Raw genomic sequence first — 25533 nt, forward strand, 5'->3', positions numbered from 1 at the left:
TGAAAAACGGCTGTCGCGGGTTTCGATCCACTGCGTGTCCGATCGTTTTCGGGACCCGCTCGCCCGGCGAGCGGCGCTGGGCCACCTTTTCCAGTCGCTCGAGCAGCGAAACTCCCAGCGTCGGCGGGGGCATGCATCCCGGACGATCCCGATAGTCCGCTATCGTGAATGTCGGATCCAAATGAATAAGCCGGGCCCACCGATAGGCAGACTCACATGACGAATACGAGTGCAGAATCAGCCGACGAGATCGCCGTCGATGACTTCGAGATCGCGCCGGAAACCGGCTGGAACGCCCTGTATCTCGACGGAGAGTGGGTTCCCGCGGGTGACCGTGACCTGATCGACGTCGAAAACCCCGCGACGCGGACGTCCCTGACGACGGTCCCCTCGGGCACCGAGGACGACGTCGACGAGGCATACGCGATCGCGGAGGAAGCGCAAGCGGAGTGGGCACAGCGACCGCCCCAGGAGCGTGCCGGGATCGTATCCGAGGCCTGTCGGTTGCTGGGCGAGTACGCCGACGACCTAGAGACGTTGTTCGCGGTCGAGTGCGGCGGTGTCGGGCTGAAAGCGGACTTCGAGACCCAACTCGCACAGGGGACGATGGAGGTCGGTGCCGGACTGGCGATGCGCGACGGCGGTCGCCGCAAGGACTCGGTCACGCCGGGCAAGGAGAACCTGCTCGTGCGCGAACCGGCCGGCGTCGTCGGCGTCATCACGCCGTGGAACTTCCCGCTGTATCTCTCCAGTCGCGTCGTCGCACCCGCCATCGCGCTCGGCAACAGCGTAGTGTTAAAACCGGACGAACACACTCCGATGACGGGCGGCCTCGTCCTCGCGAAGGTCTTCGAAGAGGCCGGCCTCCCGGCGGGCGTCCTAAACGTCGTCCCCGGCTACGGCCACGAGATCGGCGACCACTTCTCGGGTCACTCGGTCCCGTCGGTGATGTCGTTTACCGGCTCCTCGGAAGTCGGACGCGGCGTCGGCCAGCGTGCCGTCGGTGCGTACACGGAACCCGCACTCGAGCTGGGCGGCAACAACGCCCACATCGTCCTCGAAGACGCCGACCTCGAGCGGGCGATCGACGCCGGCGCGTTCGGCTCGTTCACCCATCAGGGACAGGAGTGTATTTCGATCAACCGCCATCTGGTCCACGAATCGCTGTACGACGAGTACGTGGCGGGGCTGGCCGACCGCGCCGAGCAACTCCCCATTGGCGATCCGCTCGAGGAGGGGACCCTCGTCGGCCCGGTCATCAACGAGAGCCAGCGCGACAAGATCGTCGGCTTCCTCGAGGAGTCGGTCGAACGCGGCGCGACGGTCGAGGCCGGCGGCGACTACGAGGGACTGTTCGTCGAGCCGACGGTGCTGTCGGACGTCACCAGCGACATGCCGGTCGCCTGCAACGAACACTTCGGGCCGGTCGCGCCGGTCGTTCCCTTCGAAACCGACGAAGAGGCGATTCGGATCGCCAACGACACCGAGTACGGGCTGTCGGGATCGGTTCACTCGGCGGACGTCGCTCGAGCGCGTGACGTGGCCGACGCGATGGAGACGGGCATGGTCCACATCAACGACCAGCCGCTGAACGACGAACCGCACGTCGCGTTCGGCGGTGTTGGCGCATCAGGAATGGGTCGGTACAACGACGAGTGGATCCTCGAGACGCTGACGTCGGTCAAATGGATCTCGGTCCAGCGCGAACCGAGAGAGTATCCGTACTGAGTCAGTCTCCTCGTTCCGAAACCGGAACGACCGGGTCGACCGGCTACGTCGCCGGTCGCGACACGACCCCCATCAAAGCCATTCGACGCGATACTCACAGCGGTGATCGCCGTCCGATCGACACTGGTCGCCGACTTCCTCGACCTGGACGGGGTTGTCGGCGAACTTCTTCGCGACGCCCTTGATGAGCCCCTTATCGAATTCACACGGATAGGGGTTCTCACAGATCATCACACCCGCGTTCGGACCCTCTTGTTGGAACTCGTAGGACCCGATCTCGCTGCCGCGGTGGTTCTGGTGGTAGGCCGTATCGATCGCCCGTAACGCGTTATCGACTTCGGACAAGTCCGGCGGAAATTCGACGTGTTCGGGGACGTTCTGGCCCATGTTTCGCATCCTGACGTCGCCGTATTCGTCGCGCATATCGTACAGCATGGCAAGCGGGACCTGGAGCGGATACCATTCGTCGGGTTCGATCTCCTCGAGTCCGTACTCGGCGAGTTTGGACGTGATCTCTTTCCCCACGAACGCGGAGATCGATTCGCCGGCAGCGATATACGACAGGGGACTCCGCCCGATCACTTCCGCGTCCTCGAGTGAGGCTTCGAATCCGATTCGGTCATCGACTGCCTGCAGTTCGTCGCTGGACTGGGACTCCTCGTCGGCGCTCCCGACGAGTCGCTTGATCCAACTGTTCAGTGTGGCCATAACGAGTACAGAACAGCCCTAGTCTATCTAATAACTTTAGCTATCGATCCGGTAAGATTATATGTCTCGGGTTGCCCCGACTCGCGATCGGCGACGTTCCGGTCGCTTCGGATCGCAGTTGTCGGACGGTTCGCGGCAACAAACCCACCCCCGATCGCGCTTCGAGACGAAAGGCGGGCCACGACTCGACGCGCAGCGAGGCGAACAAGGTGTCGATTGCCGGACTGCGTCGGGAACGAGTGGTCGTCGCGAACGGCACCGATACCGATCCGAACGCAACCGATCCGACGCCAGCGAGCGCCTCCGGCGACGAAACGCGCTGAAATCGCTTCGTTCCCCCTCGTCGCCGATTCTCGAGCCGTAACGCGCGACTCGAAACGGGTCGCTTAAGTGCCTCCGTCGGATAGCGACGCCCATGGCAAACGGCAAATACGCCGCGCGCAAGCTCAAGAAGGACCGCCAGAATCAGCGGTGGTCCGACTCGGACTACGCGCGCCGCGCCCGTGGACTTCGCGAGAAGTCCGACCCCCTCGAGGGCGCACCTCAGGCCCGCGGTATCGTACTCGAAAAGGTCGGCATCGAGGCCAAACAGCCCAACTCGGCGATTCGGAAATGCGTCCGGGTCCAGCTGATCAAGAACGGCAAGCAAGTCACCGCGTTCTGTCCCGGTGACGGTGCTATTTCGTTCATCGACGAACACGACGAAGTCACCATCGCCGGGATCGGTGGGGCCAAGGGTCGTGCGATGGGTGACCTCTCCGGTGTCAACTACAAGGTCGACAAGGTCAACGGCGTCGCACTGAAGGAACTCGTTCGCGGGAACGCGGAGAAACCGGTGCGATAACCATGGCGGCAGAAGACCAACCCGACCCGGACGCGCCGGCCGGCGGCGCGGACGTTTCGGCCAAGCTGTTCGGCGAGTGGGAGATCGGCGAAATCGAGTACGCTGACCCCTCGACCGAACGCTACATCACGGTATCACCCGTCGCTCACACCGCGGGTCGCCACGCCAGCAAACAGTTCAAAAAGTCCGAGATCTCCATCGTCGAGCGCTTCATCAACCGCTTGATGCAGACCGAGGAGAACACGGGCAAGAAACAGCAAGTCCTCAACTACGTCAGCGACGCGTTCGACATCGTCCACGAGCGCACCGAGGAGAATCCGATTCAGATCCTCGTGACCGCCGTCGAGAACGCGGCCCCGCGCGAGGAAACCGTCCGCCTGAAATACGGTGGTATCTCGGTCCCGAAGGCCGTCGACGTCGCTCCCCAGCGCCGCGTCGACCAGGCCCTGAAGTTCCTCGCCGAGGGCGTCTACAACGACTCGTTCAAGACGACCACTGACGTCGAGGAGTCCATCGCAAACCAGCTCGTCGGCGCGTCCAACTACGACGTTGGCACCTACGCCGTCAGCCAGAAAGAAGAGAAAGAGCGCGTCGCGGCAGCCGCACGCTAACGCGTTATACCGTTGCGTTTCGGTTTTCTTCGGACGGGATAACTTCGCCTTCCGGTAGCGAGCGGGCTGCTCGTGACCGCGGGCCATTTTCGACGAACATAGCGGTTCGAGATCGCTTCTCCGAGTCGAGCCGCTTCCGCCGGCCGACTCGAGGCCGAAGATAATTCCGGTCGGTTCTTGCATCCGCGTTCTACTGATGTTCCACATCATTGATATTATTGGTTTGGCATATCTTATATTAAGATAGATTTATGTCAACAGACAACTATTGGTTGACTGTACCATGACGGATGTTACACAGTACCTGAAGAACCACCCACGACTGATCGGCGCGCTGTTTACGATCCTGTTGTTACTCGGACAGACAGGCAACGTCGCAGCGACGAACGCGAGTACCTTCGTCGGCCCCTAAACCGGAAATCGCGGACCGGGAGCTGAGTTCGTGTGCCAGTGTTGACCGCCGTCGGGTATCGACCGCCGTGATCGCTTCCGTCCGTCGGACTCGAGTCAGTCGTCGACGAGGTCGGTACTCCACTGGACGTGTCCGTTCCGTATTACAGGGAACAACGCCTCATCGAAAAGCGCCTCGAGTTCCGACTCCGTCACCGAAATCGGCCCCGTCTCACCGGGAACGACGAAATACGACTCGACCGAATCGATGTGTGGCGACAGGACGCTTCCGTGCCGTCTGTTTGCCGCCGTGTACGCGACGATGTTCGCCGTGAGCGTGTCACGTTCCCCGGAGACCAGACAGACGTTCGGGATTCGCGTTTCGGACTGTGTGATCGTCGTTCTTCCATCACCGACTAACTGGTACTGTTGCCCGACGATGTTTTCCTGCCGGGCGATGTCCAGCGTGCTGTAGAGGGAGAACCCGAGGTTCAACAGCTGGGAAACGAGGACGCCGACGCTGACTGCGCCGCTGTTGACGACGTTACTGAGCGTGACGATTCCGCCGATACTCCCCCGCTCGACGAGATGCAGTCCCTGCTCGTGGGATCGACATGCGTTCAATAAGAACGCTTTTATCCCGACGGTATCGACTGTGTGGGCATCTAACTTCCCGTCCGAACACTGGAATCCCTCGTCGTCGATGTGTCCGATGTAGTGTAAGAAGTCGCTGTCTTTCGCGAGAACGGCCGCGAGGTCGTTCGTGGTGAGATCGTAGTGGATCGTCGTCTCGAACGGGAGTCGCGTCCGGCTCCCGTAGGTTCCGTTGACGCTTTCGAGTTCCTCGCGCATATCCGGGTCGTTACAGACGACCTCGATTTCGATGGGGCCGTCTTTCGGCGTTCGCCCGATATCGTTCCGGTAGGCCGTGACAGACGTGGTGCTGACGATTTCCGTATCGTCGATACCGGTCCACGACTGCTGGACCGTCGGGACGGCCGACTGTTCCGTTGCCGTCTCGACGCGTGTGTCCCCACGGACGGAACTGGGCTGTGTGCTTCGCACGAAATCGTCCCGCGTGAACGCGTCGATCGCCCGTTCCGCGACCGGCTCCGGCCCCGCCCGGTCTCGGTCGCTTTCTCTCGTCGTGACGACCGCGAGATCGTCGGCGAGAAACGGGAGAAACGGCACGTGATCGGCGGTCGGCTCGAGTCGTGTCTCGAACTGCCAGTCCGGGAGATGGGGTTCCAGTTTCTCGTATGGAATCTCGAGATAGCGCTCGAGCCGTTCGGCCAACGGTCGGTCGTACGTGTCCGCGATATCGAGGTCGATCACCGGTTCGATCGATCGTCGTTCGCGTGACGGGAGCGGCGTGTTTCCTTCGGTCCTGACGACACAGTCGAGGAGGAACGTTCGTTGCAGGGCCCGCTTGACTGCCGGTTCGAACCCGTCCGAACCGTCGAGTGACTGCGTGTATCCGCTTTCGGTGACGATCCGTGGACTCGATCCCGGAACGACTTCCGCATCGAGATAGTACGCGAGCGGTGCGACGACGAACACGTGCCGGAGCGTCTCGGGAACCGCTATCCGAACGCTGTGATCTCGATCGAGTGGGGCCGGTATCCGGAGTTCGTCGCCGAGTTCGAGACGGGGCGGATGCCCCCGCAGCGTCGGATACGCCCGTTCCGGTGACGTCGTCTTCAGCTCCGAGCCGAACGCCGACACTGCGGCCATCAGATCGGTCGGCGCAGTCGTCGTCGTAATCGTTCTCGCCGGGCGCTTGTGTAACGATCTGGCCCCGAGGTGGACGGCCGTCTCCGTCCCGAAGGTGAGATACGTCTTCTCCCGGTCCGAAAACACCTGTACGGAACCGGTAACACGAGCGTATACTTTCAGCGGACCGGACAAATCAAGCGTATACTCGTCCGGCGGGAGCCCCACCTGCTCGGTCGGGCTTACCTCGGTGAGCATCAGCCCGTCCGAGTCCCGAACGAGGACCGTATCGGGCTTCGGTAACGTGATCGAATCGGTCGTCACCGTCACTGCGGACCCGATCGGAAAGCCGATCCGATCAGTATCCGCTGCCGATGGGGTTACCGGACTTCCGGTCTCGAGATGGTAGCGGTGTCGCTCGATCGGATCGATTATTTCTACGCCGCGTCGTGTGGGCTCGAATTTCGGTTTCATTGGAACGGTCACTCGTGCGGTCGCCCGCGAACCGCCGGGGTCGTCGCTCGGAACTGGGCTGGCTCCGAGCCGTTACTCGGCGCCGACCGATACCCAACCGGAACGGCGGTCGCCGTCTTCGATCGTCCAGCGCTCCTGGTAGTCGCCGTTCCGCTCGCGGAGTTCGACGATAATATCGAAAAGCGGCGAGAGAGTCTGGACGATTCTGGCGTCGCGCTCGACCGGCAGGTGGTAGTGGGCCATCCCATTGACGTCCCGCGTTCGTCCGTTGATGAGATGAAGGAATTTGAACACCCGCTGGCGACCGTCCGCCTCGAGCAACGGGAGCAGCGAGTCGATCCCCAGCCTGACTTCGCCGGGTTCGAGCGCGGCGGTACTGGTTTCGAAGTTCTCGATCCCCTGTTCGATGGCGAGCCCGAGGTCGGCGAGCGACTCCGCTTCGGTCGTTTCCGTGCCGACCGACGGTGTCTCCCCCGGCTCGGCCGTTGTGACGTTGCGAGCCTGCGTCTCGTAAGCGATGACCGAGAGGGCCGCCGACCCGGCCTCGTCGATGTGGTGTGTGGCGTGGTGTGGGCCTGCCGTCGTCGAGACGAGGACGCGTCGCCGGACCCGATCGGCATCACAGCCAAGCAGCCGTCGACAGGCGTCCCGACACTGATCGGGTTGGACGGAGCCGACGACGAGAACGCTTGCCCCCCGGCGTTTCAATCGCGATAACTCGTCGGAGAACCCCCCGTCAGTAGCCCCCACGCCGTCCGTTCCCGAGAACATTCTCTATGTTCCACACGTTCTTGGCATCAAACAATAAACGTTCGGGCCGAACTGTAGGCTGGCTCGAGCGATGGGCGTCGCGTTGTGCGCTGTGGGTGTCGATGCCGGACCCACACGTCACGACGGTACTCAATCGGCCGCAAGGCCGTCACCGCCGACGTACGACCGGGTCGCATCGACCAGCACCTGTCGGTACGTACTCGCGTCGGTCTCCCGCCCGAGTTCCCGGAACCGCCGTTTGAACCCTTCGAAGTCGATCTCCGGGGCGTCCATCGCTGCCGCGTGCGCGAGATCGTAGAGTCGGTGGTCCCTGTCGACGAGGTCGTGTCGCTCCGCGAGCGCGAGCGCGAAGGCCGCGTTCACCGCCGTGATCTCGGGATCGGCGCTGGCGGACAGCCGCTCGAGGCCTGGACGGGGCGGCGTTTCGGGCCGATCGGCAACCGCCGCGGCCAGACTCGACTCGAGGAAGGAGAGCAGTTTCTCGCCGGGACCGACCGAGAGGGTGATGTCGTCGGCGTAGATGTCTTTCATGTGGTTGGCGATCTGGTAGCAGTGCGAGAGCTTGCGGCGTTCGACGCTCTTGCCGGCCAGTGCCAGGTAGAGAACCTCCTCGGTCGACTGGGTGTGTGAGGGGTGGTCCTGTTCGTGACGCGCCATGTGTGCGAACTCGTGGAGGGCGAGTTCGCGGGCCATCGCGCTCGAGGCGGCCTGTCGTGAGATGTTCAGGACGTGGCGATCGTCGTAGTGGGCGGCCCAGGTCCGTTCGTCGGGATCGTCCCGAAGCTGGACGTGGACCGGCAGCGAGAGGTCGTGTTCGGTTTCGAAGAGGTCCCGGGCGCTGAGGAATGGAGAGGTCGGGCCCGGTCCCTGCACGCGAATGTCCATGTGTAGTTCTACCAAGAGCCGACGGGATTTGACTCTTTTGTGCGTTCGCACGGAGACTACAACGCGTTGTACGCCCGCGTTACACGGTCCGGTGACTCCGAACCAGCCGCCGTCGGTTCGGGGAGCGAACGGCGACGATTCAGCGACGGCTCACGACGACACGACTACGGGCTCGGGATCTCCCTGCGCTCGAGTATTTCCCCTTCGGGACGCCAGCCGACGAAGAGGAGTCCACCGTAGTCGCCTTCGGTCAGGTCGACCGTCACGGAATCGCCCCGTTCGACGGTCCGGTCGCTCGACAGTTCGCTCCAGGCGACATCCCGGGACCTCTCCCCGTGGACGACGACGTCCAGTTCGTCGGCGGGAACCGAATCGCCCCCCGTGTGGTGGACGGTCGCTGTGTCGCGACTGAGGTCGAATTCGATGGCGAACGATGCGTTCAGTTGGCTACTCGAGGTCTCCGGGACGGATTCGACGTGGAGTACGGCGGGTCCGGGGGTCCACACGACCCGGAGTTCGCTGCCGGGATCGGCTCCGTCGACCCCGACGGTCGTCGTGTGGCCCGGTCGAACGTCGTCGACGCTCGAGACCGATTCGAACGGGATCGTCTGCGTCTGGCCGTCACGCTCGAACCGCACCGCGAGGTCGCTGACGGGAATCGTCTCGCCGTCAGTGTGCGTGATTCTCGCCGTACCGCGATCGATTTCGACGGCAAACGATGCGTCAGGTCGGCTATTCGTCGTCCTCGGGACCGACTCGACGTAGAGTACATCGGGCCCCGGCGTCCACACCACCCGGAGTTCGCTGCCGGGGTCGGCACCGTCGACTCCGACGGTCGTCGTGTGGCCCGGTCGAACGTCGTCGACGCTCGAGACCGATTCGAACGGAATCGTCTGCGTCCGGCCGTCACGCTCGAACCGCACCGCGAGGTCGCTGACGGGAATCGTCTCGCCGCCGGTGTGCGTGATCCGCGCCGTGCCGCGGTCGATTTCGACGGCGAAGCTCATCTCAGGGGGCGACTCCTCGCCGTCGGGCTCGCCGTCTCCGGTCGCACCCCCCTCGTAGGTGAGGACGACGCCCTCCTGTGTGCTCGTCGGTTCGTCGAACCACTCGAGTACGGAGAGGGTATCGGCGAACGCGCCGGTGTCGTCGACCGGATCCGCGGTGATTACGGTCACGCGGTAGTCGGTGTTCTCTTCGTCGGCATCGAGGGTGAAGCCGGCGGCCTCGACCGCCGGCGTCTCGTCGTCGCCCGCGGACTCGAACAACGACTCGGCGTCGCCCTGCAACGTCGGCGCCCCGAAGACCACCGTTCGCTCGCCTTGCTCACGCAGGAGCCGGTCGGCGCTCTCGTCGCCGGCGTGCAGCCGAGCGGCGTCTCCGGCCCGAGCGTCGATCATCGTCTCGACGATGTCACGGCCCGTTGCGTCCTGTGCGTCGCCGGCGTTCCCCATGAGGTACGTCGGGAGGCTTTCGTCACCGATCGCGATGGCGTACTGGTCGTCGTAATAGACGTCGTAGGACCTGTGGGTCGCCGTCTCCACGTCGTCTTCCTCGGTGGTCGACTCGTTTATTTCCGACTGTATCTCCGCGACGTCGAACCCGCCCGCGATGACGGCTCCGAACGTGGTCCGCTCATCGCGGTAATCGATCGAAACCGCGTGATCGACGTCGTCGAACTGCTCGTTGTCCCCGTAGCGGATCGTCTCGAGCGCCCACCCGATGTTCGGGGACGACCGGTCGCTCGTCCCGTCTTCGAACGTCTCGCCGTCAGCGTACGTGTACGTGTATGGGCCGATACCGACGGCTTCGGGTGCGTACAACCAGCTGTGAAACGACGGCAGGCTCGTCCCCTCGTCCTCGCCGTTGCCGTCGTCGGTACCGAGCCCGGGAATGTCACCCGTACAGCCCGCGATCCCGATACTCCCCGCTGCGATCCCCCCTGCCAGAAACGCTCGTCGACTCGAATCGACCATGTCAACAATCGTTTCGTTCATGTTACCATGAAAGTTCTTGCCGTCGTCCCGACGCGGGCGGCACGACTGATCCGGCCGATACCCGGGCCGGTCGCTGCTCGTTCCTCCCACCGAACCGGAGAATTATGAGAACGATTCACTCACCCAAACTGGATATTCAACCGTTCGAACGGGGAAAAGCGGCGGATTTCGGCGCCGACGAAACACTACCCTTTTGACCCCGCTGCCGGTAATGAGGGGTATATGGGCCGACGCAAGAAGATCGTCCAAGAGTGTGAACGGCTGATGGACGAACCGAAGAACATTCGGAACATCGCCATCGCCGCTCACGTCGACCACGGGAAAACGACCCTCACGGACAACCTGCTGGCCGGTGCCGGCATGATCTCCGACGAGACCGCCGGTGAACAGCTCGCGATGGACACCGAGGAAGACGAGCAGGAACGCGGGATCACCATCGACGCGGCGAACGTCTCGATGACTCACGAGTACGAGGACGAAAACCACCTCATCAACCTCATCGACACGCCGGGCCACGTCGACTTCGGTGGCGACGTCACCCGCGCGATGCGGGCCGTCGACGGTGCCCTCGTGGTCGTCGACGCCGTCGAAGGGGCCATGCCCCAGACCGAGACGGTGCTGCGACAGGCACTGCGAGAGGGCGTCAAGCCGACGCTGTTCATCAACAAGGTCGACCGCCTGATCTCCGAGCTGCAGGAGGGTCCCGAGGAGATGCAACAGCGTCTCCTCTCGGTCATCCACGACGTCAACGAACTCATCCGCGGCATGACCGAGGAGATGGACGACATCGAGGACTGGACGGTCTCCGTCGAAGACGGTACCGTCGGCTTCGGCTCCGCGCTGTACAAGTGGGGCGTCTCCATGCCGTCGATGCAACGCACCGGGATGGACTTCGGCGAAATCATGGAACTCGAGCGCGCCGACAAGCGCCAGGAACTCCACGACCGGACGCCGCTGTCGGACGTCGTCCTCGACATGGTCTGTGAACACTTCCCGGACCCCCTCGAGGCCCAGCCCCGTCGTATCCCGCGTATCTGGCGCGGTGACGACGAGAGCGACCTCTCGGAGTCGATGCGCCTCGTCGACGAGGACGGCGACGTCGTCCTGATGGTTACCGACATCGGGATCGACCCCCACGCCGGCGAGATCGCCGCGGGACGTGTCTTCTCGGGTACCCTCGAGAAGGGCCAGGAGCTGTACGTCTCCGGGACCGCCGGCAAGAACCGCATCCAGTCGGTCGGGATCTACATGGGCGGTGAACGCGAGGAGGTCGACGAGGTTCCCGCCGGGAACATCGCCGCCGTCACGGGTCTCAAAGACGCCATCGCCGGCTCGACCGTCTCGAGTGTCGAGATGACGCCGTTCGAGTCGATCGAACACATCTCGGAGCCGGTCATTACGAAGTCCGTCGAGGCCCAGAACATGGACGACCTGCCGAAGCTGATCGAGACGCTGCGACAGGTCTCCAAGGAGGACCCGACGATCCAGATCGACATCAACGAGGACACCGGCGAACACCTCATTTCGGGACAGGGTGAGCTTCACCTCGAGGTCATCACCCAGCGTATCGAGAAGAACCAGGGTATCCCGGTCAACACCGGTGAGCCGATCGTCGTCTACCGCGAGCAGCCCCAGGAGCCCAGCGACGAAGTGGAGGGGATCTCGCCGAACCGGCACAACCGCTTCTACATCTCCATCGAGCCGATGACGGACGACCTCGTCGAGACCATCAAGCGCGGCGAGGCCTCGATGGACATGCCCGAGCAGGAACGCCGTGAGGCCCTGCAGGAGGCCGGCATGGAGAAGGAGACCTCCCAGAACGTCGAACACATCCACGGGACGAACGTCCTCATCGACGACACGAAGGGGATTCAGCACCTGAACGAGACGATGGAACTCGTCATCGAGGGGCTCGAGGAGGCCCTCGACAACGGCCCGCTCGCCAACGAGCCGGTTCAGGGGACGCTCATCCGCCTGCACGACGCACGGCTCCACGAGGACACCATCCACCGTGGCCCGGCACAGGTCATCCCCGCGACCCGCGAAGCCGTCCACAAGTCGCTGATCGACGGCCAGATCAAGATGCTCGAGCCGATGCAGGACGTCCGCATCGACGTGCCCAACGACCACATGGGCGCGGCCTCGGGCGAGATCCAGGGCCGTCGTGGCCGCGTCGACGACATGTACCAGGAAGGCGATCTGATGGTCGTCGAGGGCATCGCGCCCGTCGGCGAGATGATCGGCTTCGCCTCGGACATCCGCTCCGCGACCGAGGGCCGCGCCTCCTGGAACACCGAGAACGCCGGCTTCGAGGTCATGTCCAACTCCCTCCAGCGCGACAAGATCATGGAGATCCGCGAGCGCAAGGGCATGAAGCTCGAACTGCCGCCGAGTATCGACTACATATAAGGCCGCCGTTCGAAACGGACAGCCTCGCACCCACGTGCTGATCGGACGCGTTCGGTTCTCTCCGATCAGCCGCGCTTTCTATCGACCGCGAGTGGAGACGCTCTCACGGCTCGTCGACACCGTGTTCCAGTTTCGCCCGTCGTTCCGACGAAACCCGTCGTGACGTGGAACCGCCTAACTGCTCTCGAGGAGTCCTGACGTTGTCGTGTCGCAGCCGTTGATTCGCCACTACCCGTTCTCGATGCATCGTCGATCGGCATGTTGGCTGGTTGTTACTTTAATAAATCTAAAAACGGTTGAAAATTATTTGTAATTTATAATCGAAAATATTTATCACTGGGGGCATAGTTTGTTGCGCCACTCACACGCAAATAAGTCGCGTTGCGAACGCGGTCGGTCAGTGCAGGTAACCGACGAGTGGCAATGCTGTGAGTCCGCCAGCGCCGGGCGTCGTACGGCGTCAGAGAGCAACAATGAATCGACGCAAGTTCATCGCGAGTACAGGCGGTATCGGCACGGCAGCTATCGGCACTGCAGTAGTGCTTTCGGGTTCAGCAGCAGCAGAAATCGGCGACTATCGGTTCACCGGAACTAGCATCAGCGGGGAAAGTGACGACGGGTCCCTCTCGGACATCCGTGCAGGTGCGACCAACGTCGTCTTCCAGTACGAAGGACTGGACGAGAACCCAGGGGAAGCGACGGTCGAACTCCAGGTAGTCCACGGTGGCAACGCGGCGACGATCGACGAGGCGACGACTTCGGTCAGCGGCACCAGCCAGTCGGACGTTTCCCTCGGAGAGGACCTTTCGGGGAGCGTCCTCGATCACGACGGTCTCTCCGCATCGGATTTCCGAGCGGCAGAAGACGGCAGTGTGACTGAAAAGAACGTCGCCCTCCGCCTCGTGGTTAGCGTCAACGACGTCAGCGGCTCGAGCGAGACGGACCTGAACGTCGTCATGCGCAACGCGGCTGCAGACGCCGGTATCGGCGGCGAAGCCGACGGCGAGGTCGTCACGGAAGAAGAGGACGAAGGTCCCGGCGATGACGGCCCCGTCGCGGAGATCAACGCCATCATCGAGGACATCAACGCGCAACTCGCAAACGTCGAGCCGGTTGGGACGATCGAGGACACCGACGACGAGACGATCGGCGCGCTCATCGAGGAGATCTTCACGCAGGTCACGGCCGAGATCGAAGCGCAGGCCGGCGTCGAGTACGACGTGAGTACGCCCGCGGAGGCACGGGAAGCGGCCGAGGAGGCCTCGTTGCCGCCGATCGCGGACGCGCTGAACAACGCGGCCGATGCCGTCGAGGAGATCGCGGCTATCGCCGACTACACCATCGACGACGGTGATGACGACGGTGGCGACGACGATCCGGTCGCGGAGATCAACTCGATCGTCGAGGACATCAACGCACAACTCGAGAACGTCGAGCCGGTCGGGACGATCGAGGACACCGACGACGAGACGATCGGCGCGCTCATCGAGGAGATCTTCACGCAGGTCACGGCCGAGATCGAAGCCCAGGCCGGTGTCGAGTACGACGTGAGTACGCCCGCGGAGGCACGAGAAGCGGCCGAGGAGGCCTCGTTGCCGCCGATCGCGGACGCGCTGAACAACGCGGCCGACGCCGTCGAGGAGATCGCGACTATCGCCGACTACACCATCGACGACGGCGGCGACGGTGACGACGGCGACGGTGAGGACGGCGATAGCGAAACGGTCGCAGAGATCAACTCGATCGTCGAGGACATCAACGCACAACTCGAGAACGTCGAGCCGGTCGGGACGATCGACAGCGCCGATGCCGAGACGATCGACGCCCTCGCCGAGGAGATCTTCACGCAGGTCACGGCCGAGATCGAGGCCCAGGCCGGCGTCGAGTACGACGTGAGTACCGTCGAGGAGGCCCGTGCAGCCGCCGAAGACGCTACGCTGCCGCCGATCGCGGACGCGCTGAACAACGCGGCCGACGCCGTCGAGGACATCCGGAACTTGGCCAGCCAGTAACGCCGTTAGTATCGGTGCGGGCGACTGACCCGGGGGCAGTAACCCGGCCATCGACGGTGATTCCGTCGCGGTGATCCCCCGAACTGGCCGCCGGCGCGCGTTCGCGGCGATCGTCCGCCGTCGGCACCCCTACCCGTCGAGTCAGCAACGGACGACCCAGTCGTCGACGAGGATCCGATCGCACAGTATTTCTCACCTCCACTGGTCAGCATATCCCGCCCCAGACGTATCGACTCCGGACCCGAGATCACCGTTCTGACGGGCTATAGTAGCTCTTGAAAGTCAATGCACACCCGATCGCAGGACAACGTTGCGATCGGTGTGTAAATCGTTTCAAGAGCTACTATAGGTGATTCCGGACAAGGGAGACCGGCGGGAGCGCGCTACTCGCGTTCGCCTGCACCCAGCGCCGACTCGCCGACCTTCTCGTGGCCTTCGATGACCTCTTTGCCGCCCATGTACGGCCGCAAGGGTTCGGGGATCGTGACCGTGCCGTCCTCGTTCTGGTAGTACTCGAGGATGGCCACCATCACCCGCGGGATCGCGAGTCCCGACGCGTTCAGGGTATGCAGGTACTCGGCCGACTCGTGGCGCTCGGGTCGGTAGCGCAGGCCGGCACGCCGGGCCTGGAAGTCCTCGAAGTTCGATGCGCTCGAGACTTCGAGCCAGCGCCCGCCTTCCTCGGGGCCGTCGTCCATGTCGTCGCCGGGGGCCCAGACCTCGATGTCGTAGGTCTTGGCGGAGGCGAACGTGAGATCGCCGGTACAGAGTTCGAGGATGCGGTAGGGCAGGTCGAGCCGACGGAGGACCTCCTCGGCCTCGTCGAGCAGGTCCTCGAGGCGGTCGTAGCTGTCCTCGGGTTCGACGAAGTTGACGAGTTCGACCTTGTTGAACTGGTGGACGCGGACGATGCCCCGGGTTTCGGTGCCGTGTTCGCCGGCTTCACGCCGGAAGTTCGGGGTGTAGGCCTGGTGTTTCAGCGGGAGGTCGTCGTCCAGCAGGATCTCGTCGGCGTACATGTTGGTGACCGGGACCTCTGCCGTGGGACAGAGCCAGAGGTCGTCGTGGTCGTACTCCTCGTCGTTGCTGCCGCCCAGCCGGTAGGCGTCGTCGGCGAACTTCGGCAACTGGCCGGTTCCCTGCATCGACGAACTCTTGACCGGGACCGGCGGGAAGACGTCGACGTAGCCCTGCTTGCGGTGGACGTCCATCATGAATTGGATCAGGGCGTGTTCCAGCTGTGCGCCCTCGCCTTTGAGGAAGTAGAAGCCGGCACCGGTCGTCTTGGCGGCCCGTTCCTCGTCGATGATGTCGAGTTCCTCGCCGAGTTCGTAGTGGGGGGTGACCTCGTCGGGGAGGTCGTGGTCCTCGTCGAAGCCCCAGCGGCGATCCTCGACGTTGTGGCGCTCGTCGACGCCCAGCGGCACGCTCTCGTCGGGGAGCTGGGGGACCTCGAGCAGCCGCTCCTGGAGTTCGTCCTGCAGTTCGATGGCCTCGTCCTCGACGTCCTCGATCTCGGCTTTGAGGTCCTGGGAGCGCTCGATGGCCTCCTCCCGTTTCTCGTCCTCGCCGTCGGCGACGAGCTGTCCGATCTTCTTGGTGATCTGGTTGCGCTCGTGGCGCAGGTCGTCGCCGCGGGCTTTCAGCTCCCGCCAGCGCTCGTCGAGTTCGAGTAACTCGTCGATATCGACGTCGGCCCCGCGGTCATCGAGGGCCGAGCGCACCTCGTCTGGGTTCTCGCGTAGATCGGTCCGGTCGAGCATGCTCGTGCGTTCTCTGTGCCCGGGCAAAACCGTGTCGGAAGGCTGGCTCGCGGTCGGCCGCGGGATCGGCGGGAAACGCTTTTTTCGTCGGCGGGCGGACTCTCGAGGTATGGATCCGCTCGAGGGCGAGACATCGTCGGCATCGATCGAGTACGAGCCGGTCAGTGTCAAGGACGTACTCGTCGAGATGAAAGACACCGCGGAGCTGTTGATCGACCTCTCGTACTCGGCGGTCCTCCATCGCAGCGAGGAACTCGCGACGGAGGTCCTCCGACTCGAGGAGCGAATGGACGTCCTCGAGATGCGCGCGCGGATGAGCCTGCTGATGGCCGCCCGGAAACCGGCCGACGCCGAACAGCTCGCGCCGGTGCTTGGCATCGTCGGGGCTGCCGACGAGATCAGCGATGCCGCCGGCGACATCGCGAAGATCGTCCTCGAGGATATGGGGCTGCCCGAAGCGATGCGGGCGGCCCTGCCCGACGCCGCGGAAGCCCTGCTCCGGGGGGTCGTCGCGGCCGACTCCCCATACGCCGGCCGGACGCTGCAGGACATCGACCTCGAGTCCGAGACCGGCGTCCGAGCCATCGCGCTCCGGCGGGGCAGCGAGTGGCTACTCAACCCGGGGCCGACGACGCGGATCGAGGCCGACGACGTCGCCTTTCTCCGGGGGCCCGACGCGGCGATCGGCGATGTCTGTGAGACCCTGACCGGGGAGGCCTACGAAGCGCCCACGGTCGAGAGCCCCGACATCGACGATCTCGAGCGGGCGGTGGACACGATCATCCACATGAAGGACTTCTCGGAGCTGGCGGTCGATCTGGCCTACAGCAGCGTGCTGTTCGACAGCGAGGAACTCGCCGAGGAGGTCCGCAACTTGGAGGTCGAGGTCGACGCGATGCAGTCGCGGTTCGAGGCCTGGACGTTGCGGGCGGCCGCGGACGCGACGGATCCGGTCGTGTTGCGCGGACTGATCCAACTGGGCAGCAGCACCGAGCGGATCAGCGACACCGCGATCGAGATCAGCGAGGGCGTCCTGCGCGATATCGACGTCCATCCGGTCGTCCAGTTGGCGGTCCAGGAGAGCGACGAGATCATCGCCCGCATCCCGGTCGAACGGGGCAGCGAACTCGACGGGACTGCGGTGACCGAGGGCGTTCCCGACGCCGACTCGACGATGTCGGTAATCGCCATCCGCCGGCCGGACGAGGGCTGGCTGCTGGTGGCCGACGCCGATGCCGAACTGCGCGGCGGCGACGTATTGATCGCGAAAGGGACCCGGACGGCCGCCGCCGCCTTCCGGGATCTCGCGTCCGCGTAGCCACGCGGAGGGCGGGTTCGGGGCCCACCGGGTCGCTCGCCCTTTAAGTAGTTCTGGTCACAAGGTGAAGATACGACGGGAAAACGGTCCTTTCTCGAGTCGGCTGTGACCGGTGAGACGCCAGTCCGGCGTTCGAGCCTCGAGTTCCGTTCGGGACGGTCTCAGTTCAGGACGACGATCGCAACCCCCGAGAGGACGATCACGCCGAGGATGTCACAGACGTTCGTGACGACCGGGATCGTCGTGTCGTCGGGGTCCAGCCCCTGTTTGTAGGAGACGTAGGTCGCGAGGACGCTGAGGACGATCGCCAGCCCGGCCAGCACCATCCCGCTGACGACCGAGATGACCATGAGGTCAACGAGCGCCATCGGTTCGGCGATGAACTGGCCGACGAGCCAGGCGACGATCCCCAGCGCGGTAAAGATCGTCGCCGCGAGCCCGAGTATCGCCAACACGTTCGTCCACAGCACCTCGTCGCGGGGGTCGAACTCGAGCAGGCCCAGGTGGAGCCGCGTCGAGAGCCGCGAGGAGAGGATCGCGCCGAGGTTGCCGCCCATACCGATCATCACGGGCACCAGGACGAGCAGCGTGGGATTTGCCAGGTAGGTTGCCTCGAGTTCCTCGAGGACGTAGCCCGACCCCATCTCGAGGATCGAGAGTGCGATCAGGATGGGAAACATCGTGGCGACGATGCTCCGGACCGACCAGGTGTTGACCGACTCGTCGGGATCGGTCGCGCCCATCAGAAGATCACCCCGACGACGGTGATCGCGACGAACAGGAAGACGACGCCGAAGATATCGCCGAGTGTGGTGACGATCGGCCCGATCAGGTTGTCGGGATCGAGCCCGTACTCGTAGCTGGCAAACACCAGCGCCAGCATGCCGAAGATCAGCGTGAACGAGGTCAACACGCCCGAGACCAGCATGATACCGATGAGTTCGATCAGCCGCGCGGAGTCGCGACCCAGCAACTGGAGAATTCCCCACGAGAGGACGGCGATGAACACCGAGATGCCGATCCCGTTGATAAAGGAGGCCGCGACGGCGTTGACGAGTCGCCGGTCCCACGAGAACTCCGGATCGATCATCCCCTGATGGAGGCCACTCGAGATGCGCGCGCCGAGTGCCCCGTAGACGTTCCCCCGAGTCGCGAGGAATGCGGGCAGGAGCAACAGGAGGCCGGGGAACCGCTCGAATCCCGCGGTCATCCCCTCCGAGCCGAGGACTGAGCCGGCGAAAACCCCGCCGGCGAGGCTGACCACGAGGATCGGCAGTGACTCGCGGTAGATGCGCCACGCGTCTTGGCGAGCCGCCATAGCGTCGTCTAACGCAGGCCGGACATATACCTACCACGGGTCGAACCCGAGCGGATCGCGCGAAACCATGGGGATAGGTACCGCACCTGGGGGATCGCTAACGTGTTTCGACCGGGCCGGCGTGGTGCCCGGAGCCGGGCCTCAGAGGGCGGCGACGAGTCCCCACGCGAGGCCGATCGCGGCGAGCGACCCGGCGAGACTGGCCGCGGCGTTGCCGATCGCGAGGGCGCGGTCGCCGTCCTCGTACAGTCGAACGGTCTCGACGGAAAACGAGGAAAACGTCGTGAACGAGCCACAGAACCCGGTCGCGACGAGTCGTAGCGTCGACTCGCTCGCGCCTGCGAAGACGACGAGCCCGAGGGCGAAGCTCCCGAGAACGTTGACGACGAACGTCGCCAGCGGGAGCCGCCCGCTCTCGAGGCGACTCGAGGCCCAGTGGCCGACCAGGTACCGACAGACCGCCCCGATCGCGCCGCCGGTGCCGACGACGTGGGCCGGCTCGGGGTCGACGGTGACGGTCGCGCTGGCGAGCGCCTTGAGCAGCGGGGCGCTCAGCAGTGCCGGGCTCACGCCGTCTCACCACCGGCGGGTCGGGGACCGCCGAGGCGACGCGCGAGCGCACGACCCGCGAGTACCCCGGCAAGTCCGAAACCGTAGTTGGCGGCGACGATGCCCAGCAGGGCAAGCGGCGTCGACGCGAGCGCGGCCTGCAGCGCGAACGTACTGTAGGTCGACAGCGAGGAGAGGAATCCGGTCGTAAAGACGAGTCGCGCCCGCGACGACAGCCGGCCGGCGGCCTCGGCCTCGTAGACGACGACGGCGAGGACGGCACTGGCGACCGCGTTGACGAGGACGATCGACGCCGTATCCGGGACCACACCCATCGCGAAGAGCCGGAGGTTCGAGCCGGCGAACCCGCCGATAGCGATCAGTGCGACCGTCTCGAGTCGAACGAGGGGATGTGAGTCTGCCATGGCTGGTGGTGGCAGGGACCGTCAGCCGACCGGCGCCCACGACGCGGGAGTGTCACGGCCCAGGAGCGACAGTCGGCAGTTGGGTCAGGCGGGCCCCATCGCCCGGATACGACGCGGTTCGTCCAGGCACGAAATGAACGTTGCGAACACCGTCACGCCGCGACGAGCGAGGAGGGAAAGACCCAAGGTTAGACTCGCTCTAAACCGAGCCATGGCCGAAGACGTCCCCGCGGACGGTGGTCGGTCGGCGTTCGCGCGAGCGTCGTGGGCGAACGTCCTCGGTAACGTCGTGAAGATCGTCGCCGAGGGAAGCGCGGGGCTTGCCTTCGGCAGCGTTGCCCTGCTCGCCGACGCGGCCCACTCGCTGGCGGATCTGGTCGCCAGCGTCGTCGTCCTCGTCTGGGGGCGGAGTTCATTCGACGAACCCGACACGACGCATCCACACGGGCACGACCGGATCGAACCGCTGACGGCGCTTTTCGTCGGGGCGATGATCGCACTGCTCGGGCTGAACCTGCTCTACCGGTCGGTCGAGGGTCTCCTGGCAGGCCCCGATATCGAGTTCAGCGTCCTGTTGCTCGCGGCGCTTGGCTTCTCGATCGGCGATATGTACCTGGTCTATCGCTACACCGTCCGGATCAACGACCGTCTCCAGTCGACCGCACTCGCCGCGCTCGCGAAGGACTGTCTGAACGACATCTACACGTCGATCGCCGCCATCGTCGGCGTCCTCGGCGTGCTGGTGAACTACCCGATCCTCGACCCGATCGCCGGCGGCCTCGTCAGCCTGCTCGTCGTCTATCAGGGCGTCGAGATCGGCCGGGAAAACGTCGACTACCTCATCGGTGCTGCTCCCGGGCCCGAGAAACGGGGGGAGATCACTGGGGCCCTCCGTCGCCACCCGGCCGTCGAGGGCGTCCACGACCTGACGGTCTTCTACGACGGTACCGTCCTCGAGGTCGAGGTCCACGTCGAGGTCGACGGTGACATGCCGTTCCGGGAGGCCCACGACATCGAGTCGGCGTTGGTCGATCGCCTCCGGGGCCTTGAGGACGTCGGTGACGCACACGTCCACCTCGATCCATCGGGGATCGGCGAGTGGAAGGAGTCGGCCGAGCGGTGACGGGCAGTCGCCTCACTGCGAACGCTCGGCCGCATCGACGTCCGCGTCGGTGGACGCCGCGCGCTGTAAGGTCACCCCGAAGACGCTGCCGTCCGGGCCGGTCTCGACGAGTTCGACGCCGCCCCCGTACCTGTTCGCGAGGATCCGCGAGAGGTAGAGCCCGAGCCCGTGGTTGGTCGATCTGCGTTCGAACAGCGTTTCCCTGTCGGCCTCGGCAATTCCCGGGCCGTCGTCGGCGACCCTGACGACGACGGTTTCCGGCCCCCGCTCGGCGGTGACCCGAACGCGGGCCCGCCCCTCGTTGTGTTCGATCGCGTTCTCGAGGAGGTTCGCGAAGATCCACTTGACGCCTTCGTTAGCGCTGACGTGGGCAGTTTCCGGCAGGTCGGCCTCGATGTCGACGTCGTCGAACCGGGTGCGATACTCGAGGAGTTGAGCCTCGAGTACCGCGACGAGATCGACCGCGGTCCCGCTCTGTGGCCCCCGATTCGCGTCCAGCATCGCCCGAACGTCCTCGATGACGCCGACGAGATCGTCACTCTCGCGTTCGATCGTCTCGAGGCGGTCGCGGACCGCCTCGCGGTCACACTCCGCCTGCAGGAGCGTCGCATGCCCCCCGATGATCTGGGAGGAGTTGAGGACCTCGTGTCGCAACAGGTCGTTCAGGTACGCCAGCAGCTCCCGTTCGTCCTCGAGTTGCCGGGCGCGGACCGTGGCGGCCGTCGCTTCGACCTCCCGCTGGATGGCCCGCGCTTCGACGTAACCGACGGCGAACCCGCCGACAGCGCCCGTGTTGAGCGCGAAGTGGGCCCAGGTGGTGTTGGCGGCCACCGAGTCGGCGGGAAAGAAGACGATCGATAGCATGTTGACCGCCAGAAAGGCGACCGCACCGCCGAAACACCACTTGCATACTCGGCCGTACCGGCTCTCATCGATGTCGCTTTCCGTGAGCCGGTGGCCGCCCCAACCCAGTCCGACGGCGGGGACGCCGATCGAGAGCAGGGTGGTCAGGTAGGCGGTGGCCCCGATCGTGTCCGCGAAGGCGAGCCACCAGCCGACGAGGCCGGCGATCGAGAGCCCGCCGAACGCGGTGACGAGCCAGGGCAGCGACGACCGCTCGAGCCACAGCGGGGTGCCGATGAGTCGGCTCGAAGCCGGCGTATCGTGGCTCATATCGGCCCCGATGACGGTGGCGATTCGCGGACGATGCGGGTCATTTACACTGTCCATGAGAGCGAGGTGTGAAATCTGTACCGGCTCTGGGCCCGGGGTCGCCGCGACGCGAGCTTTTATCGGGTCCCATGACGGCGTTTCGATATGGCAATCGGAGACGTCCGCGAGGTCACCGCCGGCGACTGTTCGGACTGCTACTACCTCGATACGGGAATGTACGAAACCAGCGGCTACGGTGCCGTTTACATCCTCGACGATGACCGCCCGGCCGTCGTCGATACGGGCATCGGTACGAACTACGACCTGCTTCGGGAGGCGCTCGCCGAGGTCGGCATCGACCGCGAGGACCTCGCGGTCATCGCGCTGACACACGTCCACCTCGATCACGCCGGCGGGGCCGGCTTTCTCGCCGCCGACTGTCCGAACGCCGACGTCTACGTCCCCTCGCTGGGGGCCGATCACATCGCCGACCCCTCCCGACTGGTCGCGGGGACGAAGGCGGCCGTCGGCGACCAGTGGGACCACTACGTCGAACCCGAACCCGTCCCCGAGGACCGGATCGTCGCGATCGAGGACGGGGACCATATCGATCTCGGGACACACGAACTGCGAGTCCACGCGGCACCCGGCCACGCCCCCCATCAGGTCGTCTACGAAGATCCCGCAAACGACGCGGTCTTCGTCGCCGACGCCGCCGGCATCTGGGTCCCCGACGTCGAACGGATCAGGCCGACCTCGCCGCCCTCGAACTTCGACCTCGAGCAGTGTCTCGCGGACGTCGAAATGCTGCAAGCCCTCGACCCAGCCGTCCTCCTGTACCCGCATTTCGGCCCTCGATTCGTCGGCGACGACGCCGAACGGGCTCTCGACGAATACGCGACCGTCCTCGAGGAGTGGGTCGACCTGGTCGCCGACAAACGCCGCGAACTCGCCGACGACGAGGCGGTGCTGGAGTACTTCGCCGACGAGGCCGAGCTGGCCGACGTCTGGGGCAGGGAGAAAGCCAGCGAGGAGGCGAAACTGAACACGCGTGGCGTGTTGGGCTATCTCGACCACCGGGAGTGACCGGGTAGCGTCGCCGCCATGGCGACTCGGTTTCATCGCTCGGAGCCGATTTCGAAACCAGCGCTCGGATCTTTTCGGTTGAGCGCCCGGTTTCGGGGCGCTCGCGGGTTCTCTCCCGTACGGCAGCGACGAGCGATAAACGTAGTGATAGATGAAACAAGTTTCATCACGTTTTATCGCACGGGAGCAACTCTCACACACATATGAACTGGCGGGACGCGGAACGAGAGTACGAGGACGAGGTCATCGGCGAGACGAATCTCGCACGCATGTTCGAGGACGCGGCCGAGCGGTACACGAACCGTCCAGCCCAACAGTACAAGGGCGGTATCTACGATCGGTCGCTGACGGACGACGTCGTCCCCGCCGCGACGCCCGGCGAGTTCCGGACCCTCTCCTATGCCGAGATGCGCGACATCGTTCGCAACCTCTCGGCCGGCTTTCGCGAACTGGGGGTCGAAACGGGCGATCGGGTCGGTATCTTCTCGAACACGCGCATGGAGTGGGCCCAGACCGACTTCGCCCTGCTGTCTGCTGGCGCGGCCGTCACGACGGTCTATACGAGTTCCTCGCCCGACCAGGTCGCGTACCTGCTCGACGACCCCGACGCCGACGGCGTCGTCGTCGAGAACGCGGACCTGCTCGAGAACGTCCTCGCGGTCGAGGACGAACTCGACCTCGAGTTCATCGTCACCATCGACGAGGTCGACGGCTACGACGATCGCGACGACGTGCTGACGCTTGGCGAGGTCTACGACCGCGGTGAGGACGCCTTCGACCTCGAGACCTACCAGGAGCGCATCGATGGGATCGATCTCGACGATCTGGCGAGCCTGATCTACACAAGCGGGACGACGGGCAAGCCAAAGGGCGTCCAGCTGACCCACTGGAACTTCCGATCGAACGTCAACGGCTCCCGGAAGCGGTTCGGTCCGCGGCCGGACAAGGACGACGACGTCCCCGTCCTCGACGAGGAGTCGGTAGCGATGTCGTATCTGCCGCTGGCTCACGTCTTCGAGCGGACTGCAGGCCACTTCGCCCTGTTTGCCGGCGGCACCTGTATCGCCTACGCGGAGAGCCCGGACACGCTCCAGGAGGACTTCAGCACCGTCCAACCGACGACGGCCACGAGCGTTCCCCGCGTCTACGAGAAGATCTACGACGGCATCCGCGAGGAGGCCAGCGGCTCGAGCGTCTCCCGGCGGATCTTCGAGTGGGCGACCGACGTCGGCGTCGCGTACCAGCAGGCGGAGTCGCCGGGCGCGATCCTGAAGGCCAAGCAAGCCCTGGCCGACAAACTCGTCTTCTCGACGGTTCGGGAAGCGCTCGGCGGCAACATCGAGATCCTGATCAGCGGCGGCGGGAGCCTCTCGCCGGAGCTGTGTCGGCTCTATCACGCGATGGGGCTGCCGATCTTCGAGGGGTACGGGCTGACCGAGACCTCGCCCATCGTCGCGACGAACCCGCCCGAGGGCGCGAAGATCGGGACCATCGGGCCGACGCTGTCCAACGTCGAGGTGAAAGTCGACGAGGCCATCGCCGATCAGGACGCCTTCACGGACGACGCCGGCGAGGTCGGCGAACTCCTCGTCAACGGCCCCAACGTCACGCAGGGCTACTGGAACAAGCCCGGTGCGACCGAGGGCGCGTTCACCGAGGACGACGACGGCACGCGCTGGTTCCGTACCGGCGACATCATCCACGTCCGCCCCGACGGCTACCTCGAGTTCCGCGATCGCGTCAAGCAGATCATCGTCCTTTCGACGGGGAAAAACGTCGCGCCCGGCCCGCTCGAGGACGCCTTCGCGGCCAGCGAGGTCGTCGAGCAGGCGATGGTCGTCGGTGACGGCGAGAAGTTCATCGGTGCCCTGCTGGTACCGAACACGAACCACGTCCGCGAGTGGGCCGACGCGGAGGGGATCGACCTGCCCGACGACCCGCAGGCGATGTGTGACGACGAGCGCGTCCGCGATCACATTCAGGAAGAGGTCGATCGCGTCAACGAGAACTTCGAGAAACACGAGACGATCAAGCAGTTCGAACTCGTTCCCCAGGAGTTCACCGAGGAAAACGACATGCTCACCCCGACGATGAAAAAGAAGCGACGGGTCATCCTCGAGCGGTTCGAGGATCGGGTCGACCGGATCTACGAGGACGCCTGATCGGTCCGGCTTGCCGACGGCCGACGCGTTCGATCCCGCTCGGCCGCGATCGACGCGGCAGCAGTTACCCTCGGCCATTCGTACGGATTTCTCAC

General features: G+C 64.7%; 21 protein-coding genes. 10 read left to right on the plus strand and 11 right to left on the minus strand.

Annotated elements, in window-relative coordinates; translation table 11 throughout:
* The first annotated feature begins 216 nt into the window (after positions 1-216).
* Positions 217-1728, plus strand: coding sequence for an aldehyde dehydrogenase family protein (locus ACERIM_RS10110; RefSeq protein ID WP_373632410.1), 1512 nt, complete (start codon positions 217-219; stop codon positions 1726-1728).
* A gap of 72 nt (positions 1729-1800) precedes the next feature.
* On the opposite strand, the gene ACERIM_RS10115 is transcribed toward ACERIM_RS10110, so the two are convergent.
* The gene (locus ACERIM_RS10115) at positions 1801-2436 is read right to left on the minus strand and encodes a 4-vinyl reductase (RefSeq protein WP_049965455.1); all 636 of its coding nucleotides are present in this window, start codon (positions 2434-2436) and stop codon (positions 1801-1803) included.
* A gap of 415 nt (positions 2437-2851) precedes the next feature.
* Here ACERIM_RS10115 and ACERIM_RS10120 point away from each other — a divergent pair, with 415 nt between their 5' ends.
* The 3 genes from ACERIM_RS10120 to ACERIM_RS10130 all read left to right on the plus strand — a co-directional run bounded on the left by ACERIM_RS10120 (position 2852) and on the right by ACERIM_RS10130 (position 4303).
* Positions 2852-3280, plus strand: coding sequence for a 30S ribosomal protein S12 (locus ACERIM_RS10120; protein WP_004267302.1), 429 nt, complete (start codon positions 2852-2854; stop codon positions 3278-3280).
* A gap of 2 nt (positions 3281-3282) precedes the next feature.
* Entirely contained in the window at positions 3283-3891 is a 609-nt protein-coding gene (locus tag ACERIM_RS10125) for a 30S ribosomal protein S7 (RefSeq protein WP_373632412.1), read from the plus strand.
* 283 nt (positions 3892-4174) lie between these two features.
* Positions 4175-4303 carry a hypothetical protein gene (locus tag ACERIM_RS10130; RefSeq protein ID WP_006182851.1) on the plus strand — a complete coding sequence of 43 codons (129 nt, stop codon included), beginning with the start codon at positions 4175-4177 and terminating at the stop codon, positions 4301-4303.
* A 95-nt stretch (positions 4304-4398) separates the two neighbouring features.
* On the opposite strand, the gene ACERIM_RS10135 is transcribed toward ACERIM_RS10130, so the two are convergent.
* The 4 genes from ACERIM_RS10135 to ACERIM_RS10150 form a co-directional block, all read right to left on the minus strand.
* On the minus strand, positions 4399-6468 hold the full coding sequence (locus ACERIM_RS10135; RefSeq protein ID WP_049965457.1) for a hypothetical protein: 2070 nt from the start codon (positions 6466-6468) through the stop codon (positions 4399-4401).
* 72 nt (positions 6469-6540) lie between these two features.
* Positions 6541-7239, minus strand: a complete 699-nt coding sequence (locus ACERIM_RS10140; protein WP_373632414.1) for a hypothetical protein — start codon at positions 7237-7239, stop codon at positions 6541-6543.
* 129 nt (positions 7240-7368) lie between these two features.
* Complete coding sequence (locus tag ACERIM_RS10145) at positions 7369-8124, minus strand: DUF5781 family protein (protein WP_049965459.1); 756 nt, start codon at positions 8122-8124, stop codon at positions 7369-7371.
* Positions 8125-8288: 164 nt separating this feature from the next.
* Positions 8289-10100, minus strand: a complete 1812-nt coding sequence (locus tag ACERIM_RS10150) for a hypothetical protein (protein ID WP_373632415.1) — start codon at positions 10098-10100, stop codon at positions 8289-8291.
* A gap of 243 nt (positions 10101-10343) precedes the next feature.
* On the opposite strand from ACERIM_RS10150, the gene ACERIM_RS10155 reads away from it, so the two are divergent.
* The gene (locus ACERIM_RS10155) at positions 10344-12530 is read left to right on the plus strand and encodes an elongation factor EF-2 (protein ID WP_006649801.1); all 2187 of its coding nucleotides are present in this window, start codon (positions 10344-10346) and stop codon (positions 12528-12530) included.
* A gap of 473 nt (positions 12531-13003) precedes the next feature.
* Positions 13004-14542, plus strand: a complete 1539-nt coding sequence (locus ACERIM_RS10160) for a hypothetical protein (RefSeq protein ID WP_373632417.1) — start codon at positions 13004-13006, stop codon at positions 14540-14542.
* A 383-nt stretch (positions 14543-14925) separates the two neighbouring features.
* Here ACERIM_RS10160 and serS read toward each other — a convergent pair whose 3' ends face one another.
* Positions 14926-16305, minus strand: a complete 1380-nt coding sequence (serS, locus tag ACERIM_RS10165; protein WP_373632419.1) for a serine--tRNA ligase — start codon at positions 16303-16305, stop codon at positions 14926-14928.
* 109 nt (positions 16306-16414) lie between these two features.
* Between serS and ACERIM_RS10170 the strand changes: the two genes are divergently transcribed.
* Positions 16415-17623, plus strand: a complete 1209-nt coding sequence (locus ACERIM_RS10170; RefSeq protein ID WP_373632421.1) for a potassium channel family protein — start codon at positions 16415-16417, stop codon at positions 17621-17623.
* A gap of 161 nt (positions 17624-17784) precedes the next feature.
* Here ACERIM_RS10170 and ACERIM_RS10175 read toward each other — a convergent pair whose 3' ends face one another.
* The 4 genes from ACERIM_RS10175 to ACERIM_RS10190 form a co-directional block, all read right to left on the minus strand.
* Positions 17785-18366 carry a magnesium transporter gene (locus ACERIM_RS10175; RefSeq protein ID WP_006649805.1) on the minus strand — a complete coding sequence of 194 codons (582 nt, stop codon included), beginning with the start codon at positions 18364-18366 and terminating at the stop codon, positions 17785-17787.
* Positions 18366-18941, minus strand: a complete 576-nt coding sequence (locus ACERIM_RS10180; protein WP_373632423.1) for a magnesium transporter — start codon at positions 18939-18941, stop codon at positions 18366-18368. The genes ACERIM_RS10175 and ACERIM_RS10180 overlap by 1 nt, the downstream gene beginning before the upstream one ends.
* Before the next feature lie 141 nt (positions 18942-19082).
* The gene (gene crcB, locus ACERIM_RS10185; RefSeq protein ID WP_373632424.1) at positions 19083-19511 is read right to left on the minus strand and encodes a fluoride efflux transporter CrcB; all 429 of its coding nucleotides are present in this window, start codon (positions 19509-19511) and stop codon (positions 19083-19085) included.
* Positions 19508-19915: a CrcB family protein gene (locus ACERIM_RS10190; protein ID WP_373632426.1), complete on the minus strand. Its 408-nt coding sequence runs from the start codon at positions 19913-19915 to the stop codon at positions 19508-19510. The genes crcB and ACERIM_RS10190 overlap by 4 nt, the downstream gene beginning before the upstream one ends.
* Positions 19916-20126: 211 nt before the next feature.
* Between ACERIM_RS10190 and ACERIM_RS10195 the strand changes: the two genes are divergently transcribed.
* Positions 20127-21038 carry a cation diffusion facilitator family transporter gene (locus ACERIM_RS10195; protein WP_006649809.1) on the plus strand — a complete coding sequence of 304 codons (912 nt, stop codon included), beginning with the start codon at positions 20127-20129 and terminating at the stop codon, positions 21036-21038.
* Between the two features lie 12 nt (positions 21039-21050).
* Here ACERIM_RS10195 and ACERIM_RS10200 read toward each other — a convergent pair whose 3' ends face one another.
* Positions 21051-22211, minus strand: a complete 1161-nt coding sequence (locus tag ACERIM_RS10200; RefSeq protein ID WP_373632428.1) for an ATP-binding protein — start codon at positions 22209-22211, stop codon at positions 21051-21053.
* Positions 22212-22355: 144 nt separating this feature from the next.
* On the opposite strand from ACERIM_RS10200, the gene ACERIM_RS10205 reads away from it, so the two are divergent.
* Positions 22356-23276: an MBL fold metallo-hydrolase gene (locus ACERIM_RS10205; protein ID WP_049965467.1), complete on the plus strand. Its 921-nt coding sequence runs from the start codon at positions 22356-22358 to the stop codon at positions 23274-23276.
* A 203-nt stretch (positions 23277-23479) separates the two neighbouring features.
* A complete protein-coding gene (locus tag ACERIM_RS10210; protein ID WP_006649812.1) occupies positions 23480-25438 on the plus strand; it encodes a long-chain fatty acid--CoA ligase in 1959 nt (652 codons plus the stop codon).
* Positions 25439-25533: the final 95 nt, after the last annotated feature.

It is taken from the genome of Natrinema sp. H-ect1 (assembly GCF_041821105.1).
In the GTDB taxonomy this organism is placed as follows: Archaea; Halobacteriota; Halobacteria; order Halobacteriales; family Natrialbaceae; genus Natrinema; species Natrinema thermotolerans.

What these genes read in the sequence shown, in the direction of transcription:
- ACERIM_RS10110 (WP_373632410.1), top strand. Translation starts at nt 217, where the DNA reads ATGACGAATACGAGTGCAGAATCAGCCGACGAGATCGCCGTCGATGAC.
- ACERIM_RS10115 (WP_049965455.1), bottom strand. Translation starts at nt 2,436, where the DNA reads ATGGCCACACTGAACAGTTGGATCAAGCGACTCGTCGGGAGCGCCGAC.
- ACERIM_RS10120 (WP_004267302.1), top strand. Translation starts at nt 2,852, where the DNA reads ATGGCAAACGGCAAATACGCCGCGCGCAAGCTCAAGAAGGACCGCCAG.
- ACERIM_RS10125 (WP_373632412.1), top strand. Translation starts at nt 3,283, where the DNA reads ATGGCGGCAGAAGACCAACCCGACCCGGACGCGCCGGCCGGCGGCGCG.
- ACERIM_RS10130 (WP_006182851.1), top strand. Translation starts at nt 4,175, where the DNA reads ATGACGGATGTTACACAGTACCTGAAGAACCACCCACGACTGATCGGC.
- ACERIM_RS10135 (WP_049965457.1), bottom strand. Translation starts at nt 6,468, where the DNA reads ATGAAACCGAAATTCGAGCCCACACGACGCGGCGTAGAAATAATCGAT.
- ACERIM_RS10140 (WP_373632414.1), bottom strand. Translation starts at nt 7,239, where the DNA reads ATGTTCTCGGGAACGGACGGCGTGGGGGCTACTGACGGGGGGTTCTCC.
- ACERIM_RS10145 (WP_049965459.1), bottom strand. Translation starts at nt 8,124, where the DNA reads ATGGACATTCGCGTGCAGGGACCGGGCCCGACCTCTCCATTCCTCAGC.
- ACERIM_RS10150 (WP_373632415.1), bottom strand. Translation starts at nt 10,100, where the DNA reads ATGGTCGATTCGAGTCGACGAGCGTTTCTGGCAGGGGGGATCGCAGCG.
- ACERIM_RS10155 (WP_006649801.1), top strand. Translation starts at nt 10,344, where the DNA reads ATGGGCCGACGCAAGAAGATCGTCCAAGAGTGTGAACGGCTGATGGAC.
- ACERIM_RS10160 (WP_373632417.1), top strand. Translation starts at nt 13,004, where the DNA reads ATGAATCGACGCAAGTTCATCGCGAGTACAGGCGGTATCGGCACGGCA.
- serS (WP_373632419.1), bottom strand. Translation starts at nt 16,305, where the DNA reads ATGCTCGACCGGACCGATCTACGCGAGAACCCAGACGAGGTGCGCTCG.
- ACERIM_RS10170 (WP_373632421.1), top strand. Translation starts at nt 16,415, where the DNA reads ATGGATCCGCTCGAGGGCGAGACATCGTCGGCATCGATCGAGTACGAG.
- ACERIM_RS10175 (WP_006649805.1), bottom strand. Translation starts at nt 18,366, where the DNA reads ATGGGCGCGACCGATCCCGACGAGTCGGTCAACACCTGGTCGGTCCGG.
- ACERIM_RS10180 (WP_373632423.1), bottom strand. Translation starts at nt 18,941, where the DNA reads ATGGCGGCTCGCCAAGACGCGTGGCGCATCTACCGCGAGTCACTGCCG.
- ACERIM_RS10190 (WP_373632426.1), bottom strand. Translation starts at nt 19,915, where the DNA reads ATGGCAGACTCACATCCCCTCGTTCGACTCGAGACGGTCGCACTGATC.
- ACERIM_RS10195 (WP_006649809.1), top strand. Translation starts at nt 20,127, where the DNA reads ATGGCCGAAGACGTCCCCGCGGACGGTGGTCGGTCGGCGTTCGCGCGA.
- ACERIM_RS10200 (WP_373632428.1), bottom strand. Translation starts at nt 22,211, where the DNA reads ATGAGCCACGATACGCCGGCTTCGAGCCGACTCATCGGCACCCCGCTG.
- ACERIM_RS10205 (WP_049965467.1), top strand. Translation starts at nt 22,356, where the DNA reads ATGGCAATCGGAGACGTCCGCGAGGTCACCGCCGGCGACTGTTCGGAC.
- ACERIM_RS10210 (WP_006649812.1), top strand. Translation starts at nt 23,480, where the DNA reads ATGAACTGGCGGGACGCGGAACGAGAGTACGAGGACGAGGTCATCGGC.